This window comes from Streptomyces sp. NPDC057137 (genome assembly GCF_042670825.1).
Lineage (GTDB): Bacteria > Actinomycetota > Actinomycetes > Streptomycetales > Streptomycetaceae > Streptomyces.
The window spans coordinates 102,927-123,667 of sequence record NZ_JBHUUW010000006.1 but is presented as its reverse complement, the minus strand read 5'-3'; the positions used below and the strand labels follow the sequence as shown (position 1 = coordinate 123,667).

At 70.6% G+C, this 20,741-nt stretch carries 23 protein-coding genes and 4 tRNA genes; 19 read left to right on the top strand and 8 right to left on the bottom strand.

What is annotated here, in order from left to right:
* Positions 1-2 precede the first annotated feature (2 nt).
* The 3 genes from ACFT9I_RS07810 (at position 3) to ACFT9I_RS07800 (ending at position 3,062) form a co-directional block, all read left to right on the top strand.
* A complete protein-coding gene (locus ACFT9I_RS07810; protein WP_382561968.1) occupies positions 3-1,610 on the top strand; it encodes an NADH-quinone oxidoreductase subunit N in 1,608 nt (535 codons plus the stop codon).
* 199 nt (positions 1,611-1,809) lie between these two features.
* Positions 1,810-2,673 (top strand): zinc metalloprotease HtpX, encoded by an 864-nt coding sequence (htpX, locus tag ACFT9I_RS07805; protein ID WP_382561835.1) that lies wholly within the window; start codon positions 1,810-1,812, stop codon positions 2,671-2,673.
* Positions 2,670-3,062 (top strand): YccF domain-containing protein, encoded by a 393-nt coding sequence (locus tag ACFT9I_RS07800; RefSeq protein ID WP_382561833.1) that lies wholly within the window; start codon positions 2,670-2,672, stop codon positions 3,060-3,062. The genes htpX and ACFT9I_RS07800 overlap by 4 nt, the downstream gene beginning before the upstream one ends.
* 2 nt (positions 3,063-3,064) lie before the next feature.
* Here the strand turns inward: ACFT9I_RS07800 and ACFT9I_RS07795 are convergent, their stop codons facing one another.
* Entirely contained in the window at positions 3,065-4,330 is a 1,266-nt protein-coding gene (locus tag ACFT9I_RS07795; RefSeq protein ID WP_382561831.1) for an APC family permease, read from the bottom strand.
* A gap of 124 nt (positions 4,331-4,454) precedes the next feature.
* Here ACFT9I_RS07795 and ACFT9I_RS07790 point away from each other — a divergent pair, with 124 nt between their 5' ends.
* Positions 4,455-4,724: a GlsB/YeaQ/YmgE family stress response membrane protein gene (locus ACFT9I_RS07790; protein WP_382561829.1), complete on the top strand. Its 270-nt coding sequence runs from the start codon at positions 4,455-4,457 to the stop codon at positions 4,722-4,724.
* Here the strand turns inward: ACFT9I_RS07790 and ACFT9I_RS07785 are convergent.
* Both ACFT9I_RS07785 and ACFT9I_RS07780 read right to left on the bottom strand, forming a co-directional pair.
* The gene (locus tag ACFT9I_RS07785) at positions 4,668-5,393 is read right to left on the bottom strand and encodes an alpha-ketoglutarate-dependent dioxygenase AlkB family protein (protein ID WP_382561827.1); all 726 of its coding nucleotides are present in this window, start codon (positions 5,391-5,393) and stop codon (positions 4,668-4,670) included. The two genes, ACFT9I_RS07790 and ACFT9I_RS07785, sit on opposite strands and share 57 nt — an antisense overlap.
* Positions 5,394-5,578: 185 nt before the next feature.
* A complete protein-coding gene (locus ACFT9I_RS07780) occupies positions 5,579-6,067 on the bottom strand; it encodes a YajQ family cyclic di-GMP-binding protein (RefSeq protein WP_382561825.1) in 489 nt (162 codons plus the stop codon).
* A 227-nt stretch (positions 6,068-6,294) separates the two neighbouring features.
* On the opposite strand from ACFT9I_RS07780, the gene ACFT9I_RS07775 reads away from it, so the two are divergent.
* Positions 6,295-6,376, top strand: a tRNA-Tyr gene (locus ACFT9I_RS07775).
* A 59-nt stretch (positions 6,377-6,435) separates the two neighbouring features.
* Here the strand turns inward: ACFT9I_RS07775 and ACFT9I_RS07770 are convergent.
* The gene (locus ACFT9I_RS07770; RefSeq protein ID WP_382561823.1) at positions 6,436-7,095 is read right to left on the bottom strand and encodes an SDR family oxidoreductase; all 660 of its coding nucleotides are present in this window, start codon (positions 7,093-7,095) and stop codon (positions 6,436-6,438) included.
* A gap of 72 nt (positions 7,096-7,167) precedes the next feature.
* Positions 7,168-8,412, bottom strand: a complete 1,245-nt coding sequence (locus tag ACFT9I_RS07765) for an amidohydrolase family protein (protein ID WP_382561822.1) — start codon at positions 8,410-8,412, stop codon at positions 7,168-7,170.
* 310 nt (positions 8,413-8,722) lie between these two features.
* On the opposite strand from ACFT9I_RS07765, the gene ACFT9I_RS07760 reads away from it, so the two are divergent.
* The 8 genes from ACFT9I_RS07760 (at position 8,723) to ACFT9I_RS07725 (ending at position 13,567) form a co-directional block, all read left to right on the top strand.
* A tRNA-Thr gene (locus ACFT9I_RS07760) sits at positions 8,723-8,795 on the top strand.
* 47 nt (positions 8,796-8,842) lie between these two features.
* Positions 8,843-8,915, top strand: a tRNA-Met gene (locus tag ACFT9I_RS07755).
* An 84-nt stretch (positions 8,916-8,999) separates the two neighbouring features.
* The gene (gene rpmG, locus ACFT9I_RS07750) at positions 9,000-9,164 is read left to right on the top strand and encodes a 50S ribosomal protein L33 (protein WP_003956487.1); all 165 of its coding nucleotides are present in this window, start codon (positions 9,000-9,002) and stop codon (positions 9,162-9,164) included.
* Between the two features lie 118 nt (positions 9,165-9,282).
* On the top strand, positions 9,283-9,735 hold the full coding sequence (locus ACFT9I_RS07745) for a MaoC family dehydratase N-terminal domain-containing protein (RefSeq protein ID WP_382561820.1): 453 nt from the start codon (positions 9,283-9,285) through the stop codon (positions 9,733-9,735).
* A gap of 5 nt (positions 9,736-9,740) precedes the next feature.
* Entirely contained in the window at positions 9,741-10,169 is a 429-nt protein-coding gene (locus ACFT9I_RS07740) for a MaoC family dehydratase (RefSeq protein WP_382561818.1), read from the top strand.
* Between the two features lie 139 nt (positions 10,170-10,308).
* The gene (locus ACFT9I_RS07735; RefSeq protein WP_382561816.1) at positions 10,309-10,869 is read left to right on the top strand and encodes a TetR/AcrR family transcriptional regulator; all 561 of its coding nucleotides are present in this window, start codon (positions 10,309-10,311) and stop codon (positions 10,867-10,869) included.
* Positions 10,870-10,996: 127 nt separating this feature from the next.
* Positions 10,997-12,445, top strand: coding sequence for an MFS transporter (locus tag ACFT9I_RS07730; protein WP_382561814.1), 1,449 nt, complete (start codon positions 10,997-10,999; stop codon positions 12,443-12,445).
* A 66-nt stretch (positions 12,446-12,511) separates the two neighbouring features.
* Positions 12,512-13,567, top strand: a complete 1,056-nt coding sequence (locus tag ACFT9I_RS07725; protein WP_382561812.1) for a UDP-N-acetylmuramate dehydrogenase — start codon at positions 12,512-12,514, stop codon at positions 13,565-13,567.
* 34 nt (positions 13,568-13,601) lie between these two features.
* On the opposite strand, the gene ACFT9I_RS07720 is transcribed toward ACFT9I_RS07725, so the two are convergent.
* A complete protein-coding gene (locus ACFT9I_RS07720) occupies positions 13,602-14,237 on the bottom strand; it encodes an NAD(P)-dependent oxidoreductase (RefSeq protein ID WP_382561810.1) in 636 nt (211 codons plus the stop codon).
* A gap of 105 nt (positions 14,238-14,342) precedes the next feature.
* Here ACFT9I_RS07720 and ACFT9I_RS07715 point away from each other — a divergent pair, with 105 nt between their 5' ends.
* Positions 14,343-14,945, top strand: a complete 603-nt coding sequence (locus ACFT9I_RS07715) for a TetR/AcrR family transcriptional regulator (RefSeq protein ID WP_382561808.1) — start codon at positions 14,343-14,345, stop codon at positions 14,943-14,945.
* A gap of 44 nt (positions 14,946-14,989) precedes the next feature.
* Here ACFT9I_RS07715 and ACFT9I_RS07710 read toward each other — a convergent pair whose 3' ends face one another.
* A complete protein-coding gene (locus ACFT9I_RS07710) occupies positions 14,990-16,039 on the bottom strand; it encodes an adenosine deaminase (RefSeq protein ID WP_382561807.1) in 1,050 nt (349 codons plus the stop codon).
* A 195-nt stretch (positions 16,040-16,234) separates the two neighbouring features.
* Complete coding sequence (locus tag ACFT9I_RS07705; protein ID WP_382561805.1) at positions 16,235-17,461, bottom strand: pyridoxal phosphate-dependent aminotransferase; 1,227 nt, start codon at positions 17,459-17,461, stop codon at positions 16,235-16,237.
* Positions 17,462-17,686: 225 nt separating this feature from the next.
* Here ACFT9I_RS07705 and ACFT9I_RS07700 point away from each other — a divergent pair.
* The 5 genes from ACFT9I_RS07700 (at position 17,687) to rplA (ending at position 20,676) form a co-directional block, all read left to right on the top strand.
* Positions 17,687-17,759: transfer RNA gene (locus ACFT9I_RS07700), tRNA-Trp, on the top strand.
* A 109-nt stretch (positions 17,760-17,868) separates the two neighbouring features.
* On the top strand, positions 17,869-18,159 hold the full coding sequence (secE, locus tag ACFT9I_RS07695; RefSeq protein WP_382561804.1) for a preprotein translocase subunit SecE: 291 nt from the start codon (positions 17,869-17,871) through the stop codon (positions 18,157-18,159).
* Positions 18,160-18,239: 80 nt separating this feature from the next.
* Entirely contained in the window at positions 18,240-19,217 is a 978-nt protein-coding gene (gene nusG / locus ACFT9I_RS07690) for a transcription termination/antitermination protein NusG (protein WP_382561802.1), read from the top strand.
* Between the two features lie 204 nt (positions 19,218-19,421).
* Positions 19,422-19,856: a 50S ribosomal protein L11 gene (rplK, locus tag ACFT9I_RS07685; protein WP_023539372.1), complete on the top strand. Its 435-nt coding sequence runs from the start codon at positions 19,422-19,424 to the stop codon at positions 19,854-19,856.
* A 97-nt stretch (positions 19,857-19,953) separates the two neighbouring features.
* Entirely contained in the window at positions 19,954-20,676 is a 723-nt protein-coding gene (rplA, locus tag ACFT9I_RS07680) for a 50S ribosomal protein L1 (RefSeq protein WP_354606544.1), read from the top strand.
* Positions 20,677-20,741 lie beyond the last annotated feature (65 nt).

The following is a 20,741-nucleotide window of genomic DNA, read 5'->3' as shown; positions in this document are numbered from 1 at the left end:
TCGTGGCCGCTGCCCAGGGCGCCGCCGACAGCGCCGCCAGCCTCGTCCAGTCCGTCGACTGGCTCGCCATCGCGCCCCCGGCCCTCACCGCCGCCGTCGCACTGATCGTCCTGGTCGCCGACCTGTTCGTCCCGGAACGCCGTAAGCCGCTCCTCGGCGCCCTCTCCGTCGCCGGCCTCGCCGCCGCGCTCCTCCTGCTCATCCCGCTCCGCGCCGGCGACCGCTCCACCTTCTGCCTGACGGCCGACGCCGACGTCTGCAGCTACACCGTCGACCACTTCACACTCGTCATCCAGCTCCTGGTGCTCGGCGGCGCGCTGCTCACCGCGCTGCTCTCCGTCACCGAACTCAGCGGCGGCACGAGCGACGGCGACAGGCATGGGCAGCTCCCGCCGGGCGAATTCTGGTTCCTGCTGCTCTCCTCGGCGGCCGGCGCCGCCCTCCTGCCCGCCGCCCGCGACCTCGCGACCCTCGTCGTCGCCCTCGAAGTCGCGACCCTCCCCGCCTTCGCGCTGGTCGGCCTCAAGCGCGGCGACCGGCTCTCGTCCGAGGCCGCCCTGAAGTTCTTCCTCTCCTCGGTGACGGCCACCGCCGTCATGCTGCTGGGCGTCAGCTTCGTGTACGCCACCACCGGCACCCTGCATCTCACCGAGATCGCCGGCCGGCTCGACGACGTCCCCGGAAAGTTCGAGACCCTCGCGTCGGCGGGCGTCGCCCTGACCCTCGTCGGCTTCGCCTTCAAGGCCGCCGCCGCGCCCTTCCACTTCTGGGTCCCCGACACCTACGTCGGCGCGCCGCTGCCCATCGCCGCGTACCTCTCCGTCGTCGGCAAGGCCGTCGGATTCTCCGGCCTCGTCCTGGTGACGGTCATCGCCTTCCCGAGCCACTCCGACGTGTGGGGCCCGGCCGTGGCCGTGCTCGCCGCGCTCACCATGACCGTCGGCAACGTCGCGGCGCTCCGCCAGTCGGCCACGCGCGCGTGGAGCGCGGTACGCCTCCTCGCGTGGTCGTCCGTCGCCCAGGCCGGCTATCTGCTGGTGCCGATCGCGGCGGCGGCGTACGCCGGCACGGACCAGATCGGCTCCACCGTCGCGTACGCCCTGATGTACGCCGTCGTGAACCTCGGCGCCTTCGCCGTCGCCGCCCTGGTCGCCCGTACGAAGCCCCTGAACCGACTCTCGGACTACCGCGCCCTCGCCTCCGAGCGCCCGCTCGTCGCGCTCGCCATGGGCTTCTTCCTGCTCTGCCTCGCGGGACTGCCGCCCGGCGTCATCGGCCTCTTCGCGAAGGTCACGGTCTTCTCCTCGGCCGTCGACGCGGGGCTCGGCTGGCTGGCCGTGGTGATGGCCGTCAACGTCGTCATCGCGCTCTTCTACTACCTCCAGTGGACGGCGGACCTCTTCCGCGCCCCGGAGACGGCACAGACCCCGGACGCGGCACAGACCCCGGCCGCCGAGCCGTCCCCCCAGCCCGTCGGCACCCTCGCCGTCCACCGCGCCCCGGCCCCGGCCCCGGTGCTCGCCGCGATCGGCCTCACCGCCGCCGCCGGTGTCGCCCTGTCGGGAGCACCCCAGCTGGTCCTCCGCTTCGCCGCCGAAAGCCTCTTCTGAGGCACGCGCCGCCCCCGGAGCCCACCCCACCCGTCCCCCCGCCCGTCCCGGCCGCCACCCGTACGGCGTAGACCCCTGCGCGGGCGCGCCAGGGAACCCGTGACCCTCGCCTGGCGTTGACCAGTGAGGAAGGGTCCACTGGAGAGTGGAGCGACATCACGTAGAGGGTTCCCCTGCCGCATGATTTGGAGGGCGTTCCGTGCACCGCCGGCACAACGGGTTGAGGACCGCCGCACTCCTCGGGGGACTGTCCGCACTCATCATCGTCATCGGCAGCATCTTCGGCCGGACGGGGCTGATCGTCGCGGTCGTCGTCGCGCTCGGCACGAACGCGTACGCGTACTGGAACAGCGACAAGCTCGCGCTGCGCGCCATGCGCGCCCGCCCGGTCAGCGAGTTCGAGGCGCCGGAGCTTTACCGCATCGTCCGCGAGCTGTCCACGACCGCGCGCCAGCCGATGCCCCGGCTCTACATCTCGCCGACCCAGGCACCCAACGCGTTCGCCACGGGCCGCAACCCCCGCAACGCGGCCGTCTGTTGTACGGACGGGATCCTGCAGATCCTGAACGAGCAGGAGCTGCGCGGGGTCCTCGGCCATGAGCTGAGCCATGTCTACAACCGCGACATCCTCATCTCCTCGGTCGCCGGCGCCCTCGCCTCGGTCGTCATGTTCCTCGTGAACTTCGCGTGGCTCATCCCCATCGGCCGCTCGGACGACGACGAGGGCCCCGGCATCGTGGGCATGCTCCTGGTGATGCTCCTCGGCCCGCTGGCCGCCTCGGTGATCCAGCTCGCCGTGAGCCGTTCCCGGGAGTACGAGGCGGACGCGTCCGGCGCCCAGCTCACCGGCGACCCGCTGGCCCTCGCGAGCGCCCTGCGCAAGCTCGAAGCCGGTACGAAGCAGCTGCCGCTGCCGCCCGAGCCACGGATCGAGACAGCGAGTCACCTGATGATCGCTAATCCGTTCCGGCCTGGGCAGGGTGTATCGAGAATGTTCTCCACGCATCCGCCGATGGCGGAGCGCATCGCCCGACTCGAGCAGATGGCAGGTGGCCGTCCATGAAGACAATCCTCAACATCATCTGGCTGTTCCTGAGCGGCTTCTGGCTGTTCCTCGGTTACATGTTCGCCGGACTGCTCCTGTGCATCACCGTGATCGGCATCCCCTTCGGGGTGGCCGCGTTCCGGATCGCCCGTTACGCGCTGTGGCCGTTCGGCTATACGACGGTGGAGCGCCGCGACGCGGGATCACCCTCGTTCGTCGCCAACGTGCTGTGGCTGATCCTGGCCGGCTGGTGGCTCGCCCTCGGCCATATCTTCACCGGTATCGCGCTCTGCGTGACGATCATCGGCATCCCGCTGGGCATCGCCAACTTCAAGCTGATCCCGGTCTCGCTGCTGCCCTTCGGCCGCGACATCGTCCGTACGGACCAGGCGTTCGCGGGCTGGTGACCTCAGCGGCGTCGTACGGCGTACACGGCCGCCCCCAGCAGCAGCACGGCCGCCCCGGCCACAACGGACGGGACAGGCAGCGCGAGGGCCACCACGACACAGCCCACGAGCCCGACCGCCGCCCGTACGCGCACCCGGACCCGTACGCCCGCCCCGGCCGAACCGAGCGTCCACGCCGACGCGTTGGCGATCGCGTAGTACGCCAGCACCCCGAACGACGAGAAGCCGATCGCCCCGCGCACGTCCACGGTCGCCGCCAGCACGGCCACGACCGCGCCCACCGCCACCTCCGCGCGGTGCGGCACCTGAAAGCGGGGATGCACGGCGGCCAGCCCGCGCGGCAGGTGCCCGTCCCGTGCCATCGCCAGCGTCGTACGGGAGACCCCGAGGATCAGGGCCAGCAGCGCCCCCAGCGCCGCCGCGGCGGCCCCGACGCGCACCACGGGCACCAGCCAGGACGCCCCGGCGGCCCGTACGGCATCGGCCAGGGGAGCCGCTGAGCGCCCCAGCTCCCCGGCCCCGAGGACCGAGAGCACCGCCACCGCCACGCACGCGTACACGGCCAGCACGAGCCCGAGGGCCAGCGGTACGGCGCGCGGGATCGTACGGGCCGGGTCACGCACCTCCTCGCCGAGCGTGGTGATGCGGGCGTACCCGGCGAAGGCGAAGAAGAGCAGCCCGGCCGCCTGCAACACCCCCCGCGCCGTAACCGGGACCGAACCCGGGTCCGCCTCCGTACCGAGGCCGAGCCCGAGCCGCCCCGCGTCGGCCGCGTCCGAGCTGAGCGACACCACCACGACGGCGGCGAGGACGCCCAGCACCACGGCCACGATCACCCGCGTGAGCGTCGCCGACTTCCGTACCCCCCCGTAGTTCACGGCGGTCAGGACCACCACCGCCGCGACCGCCACCGCGTGCGCCTGCCCCGGCCACACGTACGTCCCGACCGTCAGCGCCATCGCCGCGCACGAGGCGGTCTTGCCGACCACGAACGCCCAGCCCGCCAGCCAGCCCCAGAACGGCCCCAGGCGCTCCCGGCCGTACACGTATGTCCCGCCCGAAGCCGGGTAGTCGACCGCCAGCCGGGCCGACGACATCGCGTTGCAGTACGCCACCAGGGCCGCCACCGCCAGCCCCCACAGCAGGCCGGTCCCGGCCGCCCCGGCCGCCGGTCCGAGCGCGACGAAGACCCCGGCCCCGAGCATCGCCCCCAGCCCGACGACCACGGCATCGAAGACGCCCAGCGTGCGACGCAGTTGCTGTGTCATACGCCGCACGCTACCGATCTCCGCAACCGCGCCCCGCCCCACGGGCGTCTTTCCGCACAACACGGCACAGCCCGCACAGCACGGCTGAACACGCACAACACCGCACGAAAGGCAGGTTCACGGCATGACCATCATCGGCTGGCTCGTCCTCGGACTCCTCGCCGGAGCCGTCGCCAAGATCCTGCTGCCCGGCCGGGACCCGGGTGGCCTGGTCGGCACGACCCTCATCGGTATCGCGGGCGCCTTCATCGGCGGCTGGATATCGTCCCGCTGGCTGGACCGCCCGATCACCAGCGACTTCTACGACGGCGCGACCTGGGCGGCGGCGATCGGCGGCTCACTGGTGCTGCTGATCATCTACCGCCTCCTCTTCGGCCACTCCCGCTCCCGCTGACGCGGCTCGGCCGCCACCGAACCCGGTCTCGCGCAACGTGATGTTCAGCCGCCCGGCGCGCATCCCGCTCGCCGGGTCGGCGGTCCCGGGATACACCTTGGGGACGCCGTGGAACGCGAACCGGGACGCCCCGCCGAAGACGAAGAGATCGCCGGACGCCAACTCGACATCCGTATAAGGACGCGTCCGCGTCCGCGTGTTGCCGAAGCGGAAGACACAACTGTCCCCGATGCTCAGCGACACCACCGGCGCGCCGGACTTCTCGTCCTTGTCCTGGTGCATGCCCATGGTGGCGGCGCCTTCGTAGAAGTTGACCAGCGCGGTGTCCGGCGTATAGCCGGCCCCGGCCCCCTCCCCGTACGCCTCGTCGACCGCCGCGCGCCCCAACTCCACGAGCCACTCGGGAAACGCCGCGACCCGCGCGCCGTTCACGTCCCCGGCGGTACGCGTGTAGCGGTACGGCTGCCAGTGCCACCCCAGACAGACCGTCCGCACGGACATCACGCCCCCGTTGGGCAGGGTGGTGTGCCGCATGGGCACGGGCCCCCGCGCCCACGCCCGGCACGCCTCCACCAACTCCCGCTGCCGCGCGCCCCCCAGCCACCCCGGCACATGCACGGCCCCATCGGCGACAACGGCCCGCGCCCGCGGAAACAACGCCTCGTTCACGCCCACCCCCACTCCCTCGGTCCCGGTCCGGCCGAATCCGTGCGGAAGAACGCGACGGGGGCCGCCGCCGAGGAAGTCCCCGGCCGACCGCCCCCGTCGCACCCTGCCCGCTCGCCCGTGCTGGGCCCGACAACGCCCCTGCGCGCCGGACGTGTCGGACGCGCCGGCCCCGTGGGACCCGTCGATCAGCGGTAGTTCACGTACTGCAGCGCGAAGTCGAAGTCCTGCCCCTTCAACAGCGCCTGTACGGCCTGCAGATCGTCCCGGCTCTTCGAGCTGACGCGCAGCTCGTCGCCCTGCACGAGCGCCTTGACGCCCTTGGGGCCCTCATCGCGGATGATCTTGGCGACCTTCTTCGCGTTCTCCTGGGTGATGCCCTCCTCGATGGAGGCGAAGATCTTGTACTCCCTGCCGGACTGCTGCGGCTCGCCCGCGTCCAGCGCCTTCAGCGAGATGCCCCGCTTGATCAGCTTGGACTGGAAGACGTCGAGGATCGCCTTGACCCGCTCCTCGCTGGTGGCCTCCATGAGGATCTTCTCGCCGGACCAGGCGATCGAGGCTCCGACGTTCTTGAAGTCGTACCGCTGGGAGACCTCCTTCGCGGTCTGGTTGAGGGCGTTGTCGACCTCCTGCCGCTCGACCTTCGAGACGATGTCGAAACTGGAGTCGGCCATGTCCTGTGGCTCCTTGTATCGGGTACTGGAAAGGGTGCCGCGGCTCTCGCCGCAACTGATGCCGAAAATCAGGGCCGGGCTCCCGGCCCGCTCCCGCAAAGCCTAGTCATCTCCACCCTCTTCCGGCCTGATCAATCCGGTGGCGGAGCACCCCCACGCATCGGGTATCGTTTACGTCGTTGCCACGGAGCAGCGCCCACAGCGCCCATCCCGCAGCGACATCCCATGGCGGTGTGCCCGAGTGGCCAATGGGAGCGGACTGTAAATCCGCCGGCTTAGCCTTCCCAGGTTCGAATCCTGGCGCCGCCACACGGAAATGATGGCCCCCGGCCTGCGGAGACGCAGACCGGGGGCCATCTTCGTATCCCTCAGGCGGACGACGCGGCGTTCTTCACCGCGTCCGCGACCGGCACCGTCCCGCTGATCAGTTCCAGGGTCAGGCCCGCCGTCGCCGGTGACTCCACCAACTCCGCCAGCGTCGCGGCCACATCGTCCCGTGGCACCGGCCCACGGCCCGTTGACGGCGCCAGGTTCACCAGGCCCGTGCCCGCGTCGTTCGTGAGCATTCCCGGGCGCAGTACCGTCGTGTCGAGCCCCTCCTTGGACAGCACGTACGCGTCCGCCGCGCCCTTGGCCCGCAGGTAGTGGTCGAAGATGTCGTCGCCCTCGTGGTCCGGGTCGGCGCCCATGGACGAGACGATCACATAGCGCCGTACGCCCGCCCGCTGCGCCGCGTCGGCGAACAGGACCGCCGCGCCCCGGTCGACGGTGTCCTTGCGCTCCGTGGAACTGCCCGGTCCCGCCCCGGCCGCGAAGACCGCCACGTCCGCGCCCTCCAGCGCCGCGGCGGCCTCGTCCGGCGAGGCCGACTCCAGGTCGAGTACGACGGCTTCGGCGCCCGCCTCCCTCAGCGCCTCCGCCTGTTCGGGTTTGCGGATGATGCCCGCGACCTCGTGTTCGCGCGTGGCGAGCAACCGCTCCAGCCGCAGCGCGATCTGACCGTGTCCTCCGGCGATGACAATTCGCATGCTCACGACCGTACGTCCGACGGGCCGTCACCGCTCACGCACCACCTCCGTAAGAGGCGCGATTCCCGCAGCCTACGGCGCCGACTCCGGCCGCCCCTGCCGCCCCTGTCGCGGGAGGTCCAGCGCCACGGCCACCGCCGAGTCGCAGTACTCCCGCACGGCGTTCGTCCGGGCCACCACCCGGCCGCGGTGGATGACGATCCTGCTGTACGCCAGCGACAGCACCCCCTCCAGCCGCTCCCCGCGCACCGCCAGCAACTCGGCGGGAAACCCCGCCTCCACCCGTACCTCCGGCAGCCGCATGGCCTCCCGCGCGACCGTGCTCACCGCCTCGTACGCCTCCGCCGCCCGCAGTCCTCCTTGGGAGGCCAGCAGATACGCCGCCTCCAACGGATCCCCGCGCCCCACCGGGTTCGCCACGTCCCGTACGGCCCCGCTGCCGGCCGCCACCCGCACACCGGCGGCACGCAGCAGCCGTACGGGCGCCACGCCCCGCTGCTCGACACCGCCGCAGCCGCCCTGGGGCAGACAGACGACCGTCACGCCCGCCGCCGCCAACTGGTCGGCCGCCCGGCCCGCGGCGTCCGCCGGCAGCCGGGACAGACCGGCACAGGGCCCGATCGAGACGCCGGGCCGCAGCCCGCCCGCCATCGCCGCGAGGCGCGCCAGCCGGGCCGGGTCGCCGCCGTCCGTATGGAGGTCGACGGGACAGCCGTGCTCGGCGGCGACGCTCAGCACCGCTTCCACGTACCCGGTCGGATCGGGGTCGAGGTCGGGGCAGCCGCCCACCACCCCCGCGCCCATCTTCACCGCGTCGCGCAGCATCGCGAGCCCGTCGGCCCCGGCGACCCCGGTCAGCAGGCGCGGCACGGCGACGACCGTCAGATCGCCGAGCCCGCGCAGCGAACGCCGCGCCTGGAGCACGGCCCCCAGCGGAGCCAACTCCTGCGCGTCACCGATCCGCACATGCGTACGCAGCGTGGTCGCGCCGTGTCCGACCTGGAGCAGCGCGGCCTCGGTCGCGCGGCGCTGGACGTCGTCGGGGTCGTACGACACGGGCCCGTCCGACGTGACGGCGCTCAGCGCGGTGTCGCTGTGCGCGTGCGGTTCGGCGGGGGCGGGCAGGAGCAGATGCCCGTCGAGGTCCACGCACGCGCCGAGCGCGGTGAGACTGCCGGCGGTGCCGACGGCCTCGATACGGCCGCCGCTCAGCCGTACGTCGACGACCCGGCCGTCGGTGAGCCGGGCCCCGCGCAGGAGCAGCGCGGTGGCGTTCGCCGTGGCGCCGTGTGACGGCTGCGGCTGGCTGTCGGGCATCGCGCTCCTGGGCTGGGTGGCTCTGACGTGCAAGATCACGCGGCGTGCGTCGAGCCTAGAGGCGCCCCGGGCGGGCTTCGAGGAGGAAGGGAATAGTCATACCGGCGTGGCTCTCCCTGGTGTACGGAACGCCTTCCGCCCCCGTCCGCAGGCCCCTCACCAAGGCCCCCCAACGCCCGTGCCGCACCCTCTCAACGCCCGCCCGGCACCCGCCCCGAGACGGAAGGGACAGGTGGGACGAGAGCCGGACGAGAGACCGGGAAACGGATTTGGGCGATCGGCGACGGACCGTGTAATGTCTTCATCGCTCGCCCCAATAGCTCAGTCGGTAGAGCGTCTCCATGGTAAGGAGAAGGTCTACGGTTCGATTCCGTATTGGGGCTCTGGTGTACGGCGCTCCTCGCCTTCGGGCGAGGGGATCCGACATCACAGCGGTGTAGCTCAGTCGGTAGAGCAAGCGGCTCATAATCGCTGTGTCACCGGTTCAAGTCCGGTCACCGCTACACACGGTAGCCGATGGTGGGGGCGATCCTTCGATCGGCTACTCTTTTATGCGTTAACCCGTCAATCTGTCCAGGAGCACTCACGTGGCTGCCACCGACGTCCGCCCGAAGATCACGCTGGCCTGCGTGGAGTGCAAGGAGCGGAACTACATCACCAAGAAGAACCGGCGTAACAACCCGGACCGTCTTGAGATGAAGAAGCACTGCCCTCGTTGCAACTCGCACACGGCTCACCGCGAAACGCGCTGAACCAGGCTCGTACCCGAGGCCGTCCCCTTAACGGGGGGCGGCCTCGTGTCGTTTGCCGTGCCCGATCCATAGTTGTGCACCATTCATCAGGGCAGTCTCATCAGGAGGGAACGAGTCCATGGCGCTCGACCAGTCCTTCGTCGGGCGGACCTATCCGCCGACCGAGCCGTACGAGGTCGGCCGGGAGAAGATCCGCGAGTTCGCCGAGGCGGTGGGCGACGCCAATCCCGCGTACGCCGATCCGGACGCGGCGAAGGCCCTCGGCCACCTCGATGTGATCGCCCCGCCGACCTTCGTCTTCGCGATCACCTTCAAGGCGGCGCGCGACGTCATCGCCGATCCGCAGCTCGGTCTCGACTACAGCCGGGTCGTGCACGGCGACCAGAAGTTCGCGTACACCCGTCCTGTACGGGCCGGCGACCGGCTGACCGTCACCTCGACCATCGAGGGCATCAAGTCCATGGCGGGGAACGACATCCTCGACGTCCGCGGCGAGGTGCACGACGAGGCGGGCGCGCACGTCGTGACCGCGTGGACCAAGCTGGTGGCGCGCGGCGCCGAGGGGGAGTGATGACGGTGGCTACGCAGATCACCTACGCGGACGTCGAGGTCGGCACGGAGCTGCCGACCGGGACGTTCCCGGTGACGCGCGACACCCTGGTGCGGTACGCGGGCGCGTCCGGGGACTTCAACCCGATCCACTGGAACGAGAAGTTCGCCCTGGAGGTCGGGCTGCCCGACGTCATCGCGCACGGCATGTTCACCATGGCCGAGGCGGCCCGGGTGGTGACCGACTGGGTGGGGGACCCGGGGGCCGTCGTCGAGTACGGCGTCCGCTTCACCAGGCCCGTCGTGGTGCCCAACGACGGGACGGGCGCGGTCGTCGAGGTGACCGCCAAGGTCGGCGCCAAGCTCGACGACAACCGCGTGCGGGTGGATCTGACGGCGACCAGCGAGGGCAAGAAGGTGCTGGGGATGTCCCGCGCCGTCGTCCAGCTGGCCTGAGTCGATCCCTGAGCGTCCGACGCCGGGCAGCCCCCCATGCGGGGCCGCCCGGCGTCGGTGCTCGGGAGCCGGGTGCGGCTCCGGGGCTGTGGAGCGGTGGGGCTTGACAGGTTAGTAATTGCTCAATAACTTAGCTCTCATGGTCAGGATGAGCGCAGAAGAGCGACGCGAGAGCGTCATCCGCGCGGCGATCACCGAGTTCGCCCGCACCGGATACCACGGCACCTCCACCGAGGCGATCGCCCGTCGCGTGGGCGTCTCGCAGCCGTACCTCTTCCGGCTCTTCCCGAACAAGCAGGCCATCTTCCTCGCGGCGGCGGAGCGTTGCCTCGGCGACACCCGGCGCATCTTCGAGAAGGCGTCCGAGGGCTTGGGCCCCGAGGAAGCCGTCCACGCCATGGGCTCCGCCTATCAGCGGCTCATCGCGGACGACCCGGCGAAGCTGATGATGCAGATGCAGACGTACGTCGCGGTCGCGGCGGCCGAGGCGGCGGGGGACCACGAGTTCGGCCGTTCGGTACGGGCCGGGTGGGAGGCGCTCTGGGACACCTCGCACCTGGCGCTCGGCGCGGACCCGGAGGAGACGACGAACTTCCTGGCGTACGGAATGCTGATCAACACACTGGTCGCGATGGGGTTTCCGCCCGACCACCGCGTCTGGGCCGGCTTCTACGACTCCGCGCGGCCGACGGGCGGTTGAGGTGGTTCAGGTAGTTCAGGCAGTTCAGGTAGTGCGGACAAGTTGATCCGAGATGGGCGGCGGATCGCCCACTCTCGCCATGCCCATAGAAGTTAGTCATTAATAACTAACCAGATCGGGGAGAACGATGAACCAGCCAGCAACAGCCCGCGGCGGCGCGAACGCCACCTGGGCCCTCATAATCACCGGCGCCGCGGGCTTCATGGCCGCCCTCGACAACCTCGTCGTCACCACCGCCCTGCCCTCCATCCGCGAGGACCTCGGCGGCAAGCTCGCCGACCTGGAGTGGACGGTCAACGCCTACACGCTCACCTTCGCGGTGCTGCTCATGTTCGGCGCGGCCCTCGGCGACCGGTTCGGCCGTCGCCGACTCTTCGTCAGCGGTCTCTCGATCTTCACCGCGGCGTCGGCCGCCGCCGCCCTCGCGCCCGGCATCAACAGCCTGATCGCCGCCCGCGCCGTCCAAGGGGTCGGCGCGGCGATCATGATGCCGCTGGCACTCACCCTGCTCACCGCGGCGGTCCCGGCCGCGAAGCGCGGCGCCGCCCTCGGCATATTCAGCGCCGTCACCGGCATCGCCGTCGCCGCCGGTCCACTCGTCGGCGGCAGCCTCACCGAGCACATCTCCTGGGAATGGATCTTCTGGCTGAACGTCCCGGTCGGCCTCGTGCTGTTGCCGCTGGCCAGGACGCGGCTCAAGGAGTCGTACGCCCCCGACGCCCGTATCGACATCCCCGGCACCCTGCTCATCAGCGGCGGCCTCTTCGGCATCGTCTACGCCCTGGTCAACGCCAACGCCGAGGGCTGGACCAGCCCGCTCGTCCTCACCGGACTGATCGTCGGCACGCTCCTGATCGGCGGCTTCGTGCACCACGGCATCCGCAGGCCCGACGCGATGCTCCCGATGCGGCTGTTCAAGGACCGCACCTTCGCCGGGATCAACGCCGCGAGCCTGCTGATGTTCCTGGGCATGTTCGGCTCGATCTTCCTGCTCAGCCAGTTCATGCAGGGCGTCGCCGGATACTCGCCCACCGAGGCCGGCCTGCGGATGCTCCCGTGGACCGCGATGCCGCTGCTCGTCGCGCCGCTCGCCGGGATCCTCTCCGACCGGATCGGCGGCCGGCCCGTCGTCACCGCGGGCCTCGCCCTCCAGGCCGTCGGCCTGGCCCTGTTCGCCATGACCATCGAGCCCGGCGTGTCGTACGCGGCGCAGTTGCCGGCCCTGATCGTCAGCGGGCTCGGCATGGCGCTGTACTTCGCCCCGGCCGCGAGCCTGGTCATGTCCAGCGTCCGGCCCGCCGAACAGGGCATCGCGTCCGGCGCCAACAACGCGCTCCGCGAGGTCGGCGGAGCGCTCGGAGTCGCGATCCTCGGCGCGGTGTTCTCGGCGCAGGGCGGTTACGAGACGCCGCAGATCTTCGTCGACGGCACGGTCCCTGCCCTGTGGATCGGCTCGGGCGTCGTAGCGCTCGCCGCCCTGGCGGCCCTGGCGATGCCGGGTCGCCGGACGCTGCGGAAGTCCACGGTCGTACGGGAGTCGGCGGGCGAGGAGGCACGCGAGACGGCGGGCGTCTGACCTTTGCCGACTCGCACGTTCGGATCCGGAACGAACCGTCTCCGGATCCGAACGTAGTCTTGTGCCGTGCAGGAACTCCACGACGCCCCCCTCGCCCCCCTGACCACCTTCCGCCTCGGCGGCCCCGCCACCCGGCTGATCACCGCGACCACCGACGCCGAGGTCGTCGCGGCCGTGCGCGAGGCGGACGACGCGGGCACACCGCTGCTGATCATCGGCGGCGGCAGCAATCTGGTCATCGGCGACAAGGGCTTCGAGGGCACCGCCCTGCGGATCGCCACGCGCGGCTTCGACCTCGCGGGTACGGCGCTGGAACTGGCCGCCGGCGAGACCTGGACCGACGCCGTCGCCCGTACCGTCGAGGCGGGCCTGGCGGGCATCGAGTGCCTGGCCGGCATCCCCGGCTCGGCCGGTGCCACGCCGATCCAGAACGTGGGCGCGTACGGCCAGGAGGTGTCCAGCACCATCACCGAGGTCGTCGCCTACGACCGGGTCACCGGCGAGACGCTGACCCTCACGAACGCCGACTGCCGGTTCTCGTACCGCCACAGCCGCTTCAAGGAGCACCCCGAGCGCCATGTCGTCCTGCGCGTCCGGTTCGCGCTGGAGGACGCGGGCGGGCTCTCGGCCCCGCTCAAGTACGCGGAGACAGCCCGCGCCCTGGGCGTCGAACCCGGCGACCGGGTCCCGGCGGCCACCGCCCGCCGGGCCGTACTCGAACTGCGCGCGGGCAAGGGCATGGTGCTCGACCCTGCGGACCACGACACCTGGTCGGCCGGCTCCTTCTTCACCAACCCGATCCTCGACGACGCCGATCACGCGGCCTTCCTCGCCCGCGCGGCGGAGCGGCTGGGGCCGGACGTCACACCGCCCGCGTTCCCGGCGGGGGAGGGCCGCACGAAGACGTCGGCGGCGTGGCTGATCGACCGCGCGGGCTTCACGAAGGGGTACGGCACGGGCCCGGCCCGCATCTCCACGAAGCACACGCTGGCCCTGACCAACCGCGGCGACGCCACCACCGAGGACCTGCTGGCGCTCGCGCGGGAGGTCGTCGCCGGGGTGCACGAGGCGTTCGGGATCACCCTGGTCAACGAGCCGGTGACGGTCGGCGTAAGCCTCTGACCTCCCTGATCCGGCCTGATCGACAAGACACCCCCTAGTACGCGACCCCCACCGGCTGCCTCACCGTCGCCGGGTCGTCGAGCATCGCCAGCATCGCGTGGGCCAGGTCCGGGCGGCCTATCTTGTTGCCGCCGCGGGGGTTCGCGCCCACCACCGCGCGGTAGACGCCCGTCACCGGGGTGTCCACGAGCTGCGGGGGCCGGGCGGAGGTCCAGTCGGTGGCGCTCCGGATCAACTCCTCCTCCATGCGGGCCAGGTCGGTGTAGACGGGCTTGAGCACGATCTTGACCACGCCCATGGCCAGCCTCCCCAGCAGGGGTTCACCCGGCGGCACCGTGCCGACCGGCGCCGCGCTCACCACCACCAGCCGGCGCACCCCCTCCGCGTCCATCGCCCGCAGGATCGAGCGGGTCACCGGTGCCGCGAGCCCCGCGTCCTTGCGCCCGCGCGGACCGACGCCCGACAGCACCGCGTCCCGCCCCGCCACGGCGGGCCGCAGCGACTCCGGGTCGTCGAACGCGGTCGCGGTGAACACATCGAGGCGGTCCCCGGTGACGTCCAGCCGCGCAGGGTCGCGCACCACCGCCGTGACCCGATGGCCCGCCGCCAGGGCCTGCCGCACGATCTCCCGGCCGACGCCGCCTGTCGCCCCGAACACGGTGAGCTTCATCGTCCTCGCCTCTTCCGTTCTATGGTGGGTGAGTATTCACTCACCTCTATGGTGAGTATCCACCCACCCCACGTCAAGCCTCGTCATGGCGATCGGAGCGCATCGATGAAACCCGCGCGGGCCCGCATTCTGGACGCCGCCGCCCAGCTGATGGGCACCATCGGGCTGGCGCGCGCCACCACCAAGGAGATCGCCCGCGCCGCAGGCTGCTCGGAGGCCGCCCTCTACAAGTACTTCTCCGGCAAGGAGGAACTCTTCCTGCGCGTACTGGAGGAACGGCTGCCCCGCCTCGGCCCGCTGCTCGCCGAACTCGCGGAAGGGCCCTTCGACGCGAGCGCCGGCCGGAGTGTCGAGGAGAATCTCACCGAGGTCGTCCGCCAGGCGGCACTCTTCTACGAGGCGACCTTCCCGATCGGCGCCTCACTCTTCGCCGAACCGGCGCTGCTGCGCCGTCACGCCGAGGGCGTTCACGCCCTGGGAGCGGGCCCGCACCGGCCGCTGCGCGCGCTCGCCGACTACCTGCGCGCCGAACGCGAGGCGGGCCGCGTACGGGCCGACGCCGACGTCGACGCCGTGGCCTCGCTGCTGCTCGGCGCGTGCTTGCAGCGGGCCTTCCTGAAGGCCTTCCCGGACGGCGAACAGGTCACGCCACTGGAGGAGTTCGCCCCGGCGCTGGTGCGGACGGTCCTGTCCGGCCTCAACCCCTGACAGCCCCGACCCCCTGACAGCCCCCGTCCCCGCCCTGGCCCCGGTCAGTCCTCCAGCCAGCCGTCGATCCCGGCCAGCATCTTGTCCCGCGTCCCGGCCGGCGCCGCCGAGCCCCGTACCGACTGACGCGCCAGCTCCGCCAGCTCGACGTCCGTGAACCCGTGGTGCTTGCGCACGAGTTCGTACTGCGCGGCCAGCCGCGAGCCGAAGAGCAGCGGGTCGTCGGCGCCCAGCGCCATCGGCACCCCGGCGTCGAACAGTGTCCGCAGAGGTACGTCGGCGGGCTTCTCGTAGACGCCCAGCGCCACGTTCGACGCCGGGCACACCTCACAGGTCACCCCGCGCTCGGCCAGTTTGCGCAGCAGCCGCGGATCCTCGGCCGCCCGTACGCCGTGCCCGACCCGGGTCGCGCGCAGATCGTCCAGGCAGTCCCGTACCGACGACGGCCCGCTCAACTCACCGCCGTGCGGCGCCGCGAGCAGCCCGCCCTCCCGCGCGATGGCGAAGGCCCGGTCGAAGTCCCGTGCCATGCCCCGGCGTTCGTCGTTCGACAGACCGAAGCCGACGACACCCCGGTCCGCGTACCGCACGGCCAGCCGCGCCAGCGTGCGGGCGTCCAGCGGGTGCTTCATCCGGTTCGCCGCGACCACGACGCGCATCCCGAGCCCGGTGTCCCTGGCCGCCGCGTCCACGGCGTCCAGGATGATCTCCAGCGCCGGGATCAGTCCGCCGAGCAGCGGGGCGTACGAGGTGGGGTCGACCTGGATCTCCAGCCACTGCGAACCGTCCCGGACGTCCTCCTCGGCGGCCTCGCGCACCAGCCGCTGGATGTCCTCGGGGGAGCGCAGACACGACCGGGCGATGTCGTAGAGCCGCTGGAAGCGGAACCAGCCCCGCTCGTCGGTCGCCCGCAGCTCGGGCGGCTCACCGCCGGTGAGCGCGTCGGGGAGATGGACGCCGTACTTGTCGGCCAGCTCCAGCAGGGTCGTGGGCCGCATCGAGCCGGTGAAGTGCAGATGCAGATGGGCCTTGGGCAACAGACGGATGTCGCGGGTGGCGCGGTCGTCGTGCGGGGGGCCGGAAACGTTCTCCATCCATGGATCTTGCCGTACTCACGCGGACTCCGGGAGTCCCTTTCCACCTTCGGGTCGTTGCCCGAACGAAAGCCCGAACGCGATCCCGTACGAAATCCCGCAAGGAAGCCCGTACCGAAGCCCTCACGAAAGCCCGCACAGAAGAACGGGCCCCCGGACGGCACCGGGGACCCGTGATATCTCGTCGGAGGACGCTCAGTCGCGGGCCTCCGCCAGCAGCTTCTGCAGCCGCGCGACACCCTCGGCCAGGTCCTCGTCACCCAGCGCGTACGACAGCCGCAGATACCCCGGCGTACCGAAGGCCTCACCCGGTACGACCGCGACCTCGGCCTCTTCGAGGATCAGCGTGGCGAGGTCGACCGAGGTCGCCGGGCGCTTGCCGCGGATCTCCTTGCCGAGCAGCGCCTTCACCGACGGGTACACGTAGAAGGCACCCTCGGGCTCCGGGCAGATGACGCCGTCGATCTCGTTGAGCATCCGGACGATGGTGCCCCGGCGCCGGTCGAAGGCGATCCGCATCTCGTCCACCGCGTCCAGGTTGCCGGTGAGGGCGGCGAGCGCGGCGGCCTGCGACACGTTGGCCACGTTCGACGTCGCGTGCGACTGGAGGTTGGTCGCGGCCTTCACCACGTCCTTGGGGCCGACCACCCAGCCCACCCGCCAGCCGGTCATCGCGTACGTCTTGGCGACGCCGTTGACCACGATGCACTTGTCGCGCAGCTCCGGCACGACCGTGGGCAGCGAGGTGAACTCCGCGTCCCCGTACACGAGGTGCTCGTAGATCTCGTCCGTCAGCACCCACAGACCGTGCTCGACGGCCCAGCGGCCGATGGCCTCGGTGTCCTCGCGGCTGTAGACGGCGCCCGTCGGGTTGGAGGGCGAGACGAAGAGCACGACCTTCGTACGCTCCGTGCGCGCCGCCTCCAGCTGTTCGAGGGTGACCCGGTAGCCGGTGGTCTCGTCGGCCACGACGTCCACCGGGACACCGCCCGCCAGCCGGATCGACTCGGGGTACGTCGTCCAGTACGGCGCCGGGACGATGACCTCGTCGCCCGGGTCGAGGATCGCGGCGAAGGCCTCGTAGATCGCCTGCTTGCCGCCGTTGGTCACCAGGACCTGGGCGGGGTCGATCTCGTAGCCGGAGTCACGCAGCGTCTTCGCGACGATGGCGGCCTTCAGCTCGGGAAGCCCGCCGGCCGGGGTGTAGCGGTGGTACTTCGGGTTGTGGCAGGCCTCACTCGCGGCCTCGACGATGTAGCCGGGCGTCGGGAAGTCGGGCTCACCCGCACCGAAGCCGATCACCGGCCGGCCGGCGGCCTTGAGGGCCTTGGCCTTGGCGTCGACGGCGAGGGTGGCGGACTCGGAGATTGCGCCGACTCGGGCGGAGACCCGGCGCTCGGTCGGAGGAATTGCAGCGCTCATGCGGGCCATGGTCCCAGACCCCCCGAGACCCGGGCACAGGGGTTTCGCCGACTGGACAGCCCCGGACAGAGAGTGGACAGGTTCGGACAAGAGCCGGTCCCGTGTTACCTGTTCGACGCATGGCCCCTGAGCACGTACACTCACTGGTCGTTGGCCCTCACCCGCCACCGCCGATCCGCACACACCGTGCTCCCGGTCGGATGCGGTAGGTTGGGGAAAACGCAAAGGGTCGTAGCTCAATTGGTAGAGCACTGGTCTCCAAAACCAGCGGTTGGGGGTTCAAGTCCCTCCGGCCCTGCTACACACATCCTTCGCCAGGATGTGTGCGCATGTACGTACTTCAAAAGCACTGCCGTGCGGCTCCACCGGGCGCGGCACGGCCACGACCCGGAATCAGGTGAGAGAGCGTGACGGACGCCGTGGGCTCCATCGACAAGCCTGATGCTGACGATGACGAGTCCGCAGAGTCGAGCAAGAAGACCCGTAAGGGTGGCAAGCGCGGCAAGAAGGGCCCCCTGGGCCGTCTCGCGCTCTTCTACCGTCAGATCGTCGCGGAGCTGCGCAAGGTCGTCTGGCCGACTCGCAACCAGCTGACGACCTACACGACTGTTGTGATCGTCTTCGTCGTCGTCATGATCGGTCTGGTGACCGTGATGGACTACGGCTTCCAGAGAGTAGTCAAGTACGTCTTCGGCTAAAGCCGCGGAGGCGGAGGGCGCCCACAGGCGTCCCTTTCCGCATGTTCCACCCATCGTGAAGCCAGGAAGAAGCAGCCAACGTGTCTGACCCGAACCTGAACGACGCCAACGAGGCGGTCGAGTCCCGCGAGGACGAGACCGACATCGTCGAGGCGGCGGACGCTGTCGAGCCAGACCAGGCCGAAGCCGCTGACGCCGAGGCCGGCGAGCCGGCCGAGGAGTCGGCGCTGCACGTCGAGGAAGCGGACGTGGACGTGGACACGGACGACGACGCGGAGTCCGCTCCCGCCGAAGCCGAAGCCGAAGCCGAAGCCGAAGCCGAAGCCGAGCTTGACGCCGCGACCGACGCCGAAGAGGCCGAGGACGCCGAAGCCGAGGCTGACACCGAGGACGGCGAGGACGGCGACGACATCGAGCTCGTCGAGGAGCCCGCTCCCGCCGCCGACCCGGTCGCCGCGCTCCGTGAGGAACTGCGCACGCTGCCCGGCGAGTGGTACGTCATCCACACGTACGCGGGCTACGAGAAGCGCGTGAAGGCCAACCTGGAACAGCGCGCCGTCTCGCTCAACGTCGAGGACTTCATCTACTCGGCCGAGGTGCCCGAGGAAGAGATCGTCCAGATCAAGAACGGCGAGCGCAAGAACGTCCGCCAGAACAAGCTCCCGGGCTACGTCCTGGTGCGGATGGACCTGACGAACGAGTCCTGGGGTGTCGTACGGAACACACCGGGCGTCACCGGCTTCGTCGGCAACGCCTACGACCCGTACCCGCTGACGCTGGACGAGATCGTCAAGATGCTCGCCCCCGAGGCCGAGGAGAAGGCCGCGCGCGAGGCGGCCGAGGCCGAGGGCAAGCCGGTTCCGTCCCGCAGGGTCGAGGTCCAGGTGCTGGACTTCGAGGTCGGCGACTCGGTCACCGTCACCGACGGCCCGTTCGCGACGCTCCAGGCGACGATCAACGAGATCAACGCCGACTCGAAGAAGGTCAAGGGCCTCGTCGAGATCTTCGGCCGCGAGACTCCGGTCGAGCTGAGCTTCGACCAGATCCAGAAGAACTGACGCGCGGTTCCGCGCGCTCGTAAAGCCACTTCCGACCAGGTCAGACAGGCTCTCGCAGGGGGTTGCTCCCCGCTCGCGGGAGAGGGTCTGACCTGCTCGGTTTTTGGCCGTGCAGCTATACCCGTTATCGTTGCGCGGTATGCCCGCATCCGGATGACCGGATGACTGGGCCGGAACACTCTCACTAGGACCCGGAGAGAGCACATGCCTCCCAAGAAGAAGAAGGTCACGGGGCTCATCAAGCTCCAGATCTCGGCCGGCGCGGCCAACCCGGCGCCGCCGGTCGGCCCCGCGCTGGGCCAGCACGGCGTCAACATCATGGAGTTCTGCAAGGCCTACAACGCCGCGACCGAGTCGCAGCGTGGCATGGTCGTGCCGGTGGAGATCACGGTCTACGAGGACCGCTCCTTCACCTTCATCACCAAGACTCCGCCGGCCGCGAAGCTGATCCTCAAGGCCGCCGGTGTGGACAAGGGATCGGGCGAGCCGCACGTCAAGAAGGTCGCCAAGCTCACCCGCGACCAGGTGCGTGACATCGCCACGACCAAGATGCCCGACCTGAACGCCAACGACCTGGACGCCGCCGAGAAGATCATCGCCGGCACCGCCCGTTCCATGGGCATCACGGTCGAGGGCTGAGTCCCGCCCGGCGGGCCCGTTCGGGCGCGCCAAGTGGAAGGGCCATGCGCGGCCCGTACCACGAACTCCACACCTGAATGAATCACCAGGAGCAGAAGTGAAGCGCAGCAAGGCACTCCGCAGCGCGGACGCGAAGATCGACGCGGAGCGTAACTATCCTCCGCTCGAGGCCGTCCGTATCGCCAAGGACACCAACACCACCAAGTTCGACGGCACCGTCGAGGTCGCCATGCGTCTGGGCGTCGACCCGCGCAAGGCGGACCAGATGGTCCGTGGCACCGTGAACCTCCCGCACGGCACCGGCAAGACCGCCCGGGTCCTGGTCTTCGCGACCGGTGACCGTGCCGAGGCAGCGCGCGCCGCGGGCGCCGACATCGTCGGCTCCGACGAGCTGATCGACGAGGTCCAGAAGGGCCGTCTCGACTTCGACGCCGTCGTCGCCACCCCGGACCTCATGGGCAAGGTCGGCCGCCTCGGCCGCGTCCTCGGCCCGCGTGGTCTGATGCCCAACCCGAAGACCGGCACCGTCACCCCCGATGTCACGAAGGCCGTGAACGACATCAAGGGCGGCAAGATCGAGTTCCGCGTCGACAAGCACTCGAACCTGCACTTCATCATCGGCAAGGTCTCCTTCGACGAGACGAAGCTGGTCGAGAACTACGCCGCGGCGCTGGAGGAGATCCTCCGTCTCAAGCCGTCCGCCGCGAAGGGCCGTTACATCAAGAAGGCGGTCCTGGCGACGACGATGGGCCCCGGCATCCCGCTGGACGCCAACCGCACTCGTAACCTCCTCGTCGAGGAGGACCCGGCCTCCGTCTGATCCTGGACGGAAGTCGCGCCAACGCGTGTCAAGAGCCGGTCCCGGCACCTCTGTTGAGGTGTCGG

What these genes read in the sequence shown, in the direction of transcription:
- ACFT9I_RS07800 (WP_382561833.1), top strand. Translation starts at nt 2,670, where the DNA reads ATGAAGACAATCCTCAACATCATCTGGCTGTTCCTGAGCGGCTTCTGG.
- ACFT9I_RS07795 (WP_382561831.1), bottom strand. Translation starts at nt 4,330, where the DNA reads ATGACACAGCAACTGCGTCGCACGCTGGGCGTCTTCGATGCCGTGGTC.
- ACFT9I_RS07790 (WP_382561829.1), top strand. Translation starts at nt 4,455, where the DNA reads ATGACCATCATCGGCTGGCTCGTCCTCGGACTCCTCGCCGGAGCCGTC.
- ACFT9I_RS07780 (WP_382561825.1), bottom strand. Translation starts at nt 6,067, where the DNA reads ATGGCCGACTCCAGTTTCGACATCGTCTCGAAGGTCGAGCGGCAGGAG.
- ACFT9I_RS07770 (WP_382561823.1), bottom strand. Translation starts at nt 7,095, where the DNA reads ATGCGAATTGTCATCGCCGGAGGACACGGTCAGATCGCGCTGCGGCTG.
- ACFT9I_RS07765 (WP_382561822.1), bottom strand. Translation starts at nt 8,412, where the DNA reads ATGCCCGACAGCCAGCCGCAGCCGTCACACGGCGCCACGGCGAACGCC.
- ACFT9I_RS07745 (WP_382561820.1), top strand. Translation starts at nt 9,283, where the DNA reads ATGGCGCTCGACCAGTCCTTCGTCGGGCGGACCTATCCGCCGACCGAG.
- ACFT9I_RS07735 (WP_382561816.1), top strand. Translation starts at nt 10,309, where the DNA reads ATGGTCAGGATGAGCGCAGAAGAGCGACGCGAGAGCGTCATCCGCGCG.
- ACFT9I_RS07730 (WP_382561814.1), top strand. Translation starts at nt 10,997, where the DNA reads ATGAACCAGCCAGCAACAGCCCGCGGCGGCGCGAACGCCACCTGGGCC.
- ACFT9I_RS07720 (WP_382561810.1), bottom strand. Translation starts at nt 14,237, where the DNA reads ATGAAGCTCACCGTGTTCGGGGCGACAGGCGGCGTCGGCCGGGAGATC.
- ACFT9I_RS07715 (WP_382561808.1), top strand. Translation starts at nt 14,343, where the DNA reads ATGAAACCCGCGCGGGCCCGCATTCTGGACGCCGCCGCCCAGCTGATG.
- ACFT9I_RS07710 (WP_382561807.1), bottom strand. Translation starts at nt 16,039, where the DNA reads ATGGAGAACGTTTCCGGCCCCCCGCACGACGACCGCGCCACCCGCGAC.
- ACFT9I_RS07705 (WP_382561805.1), bottom strand. Translation starts at nt 17,461, where the DNA reads ATGAGCGCTGCAATTCCTCCGACCGAGCGCCGGGTCTCCGCCCGAGTC.
- rplK (WP_023539372.1), top strand. Translation starts at nt 19,422, where the DNA reads ATGCCTCCCAAGAAGAAGAAGGTCACGGGGCTCATCAAGCTCCAGATC.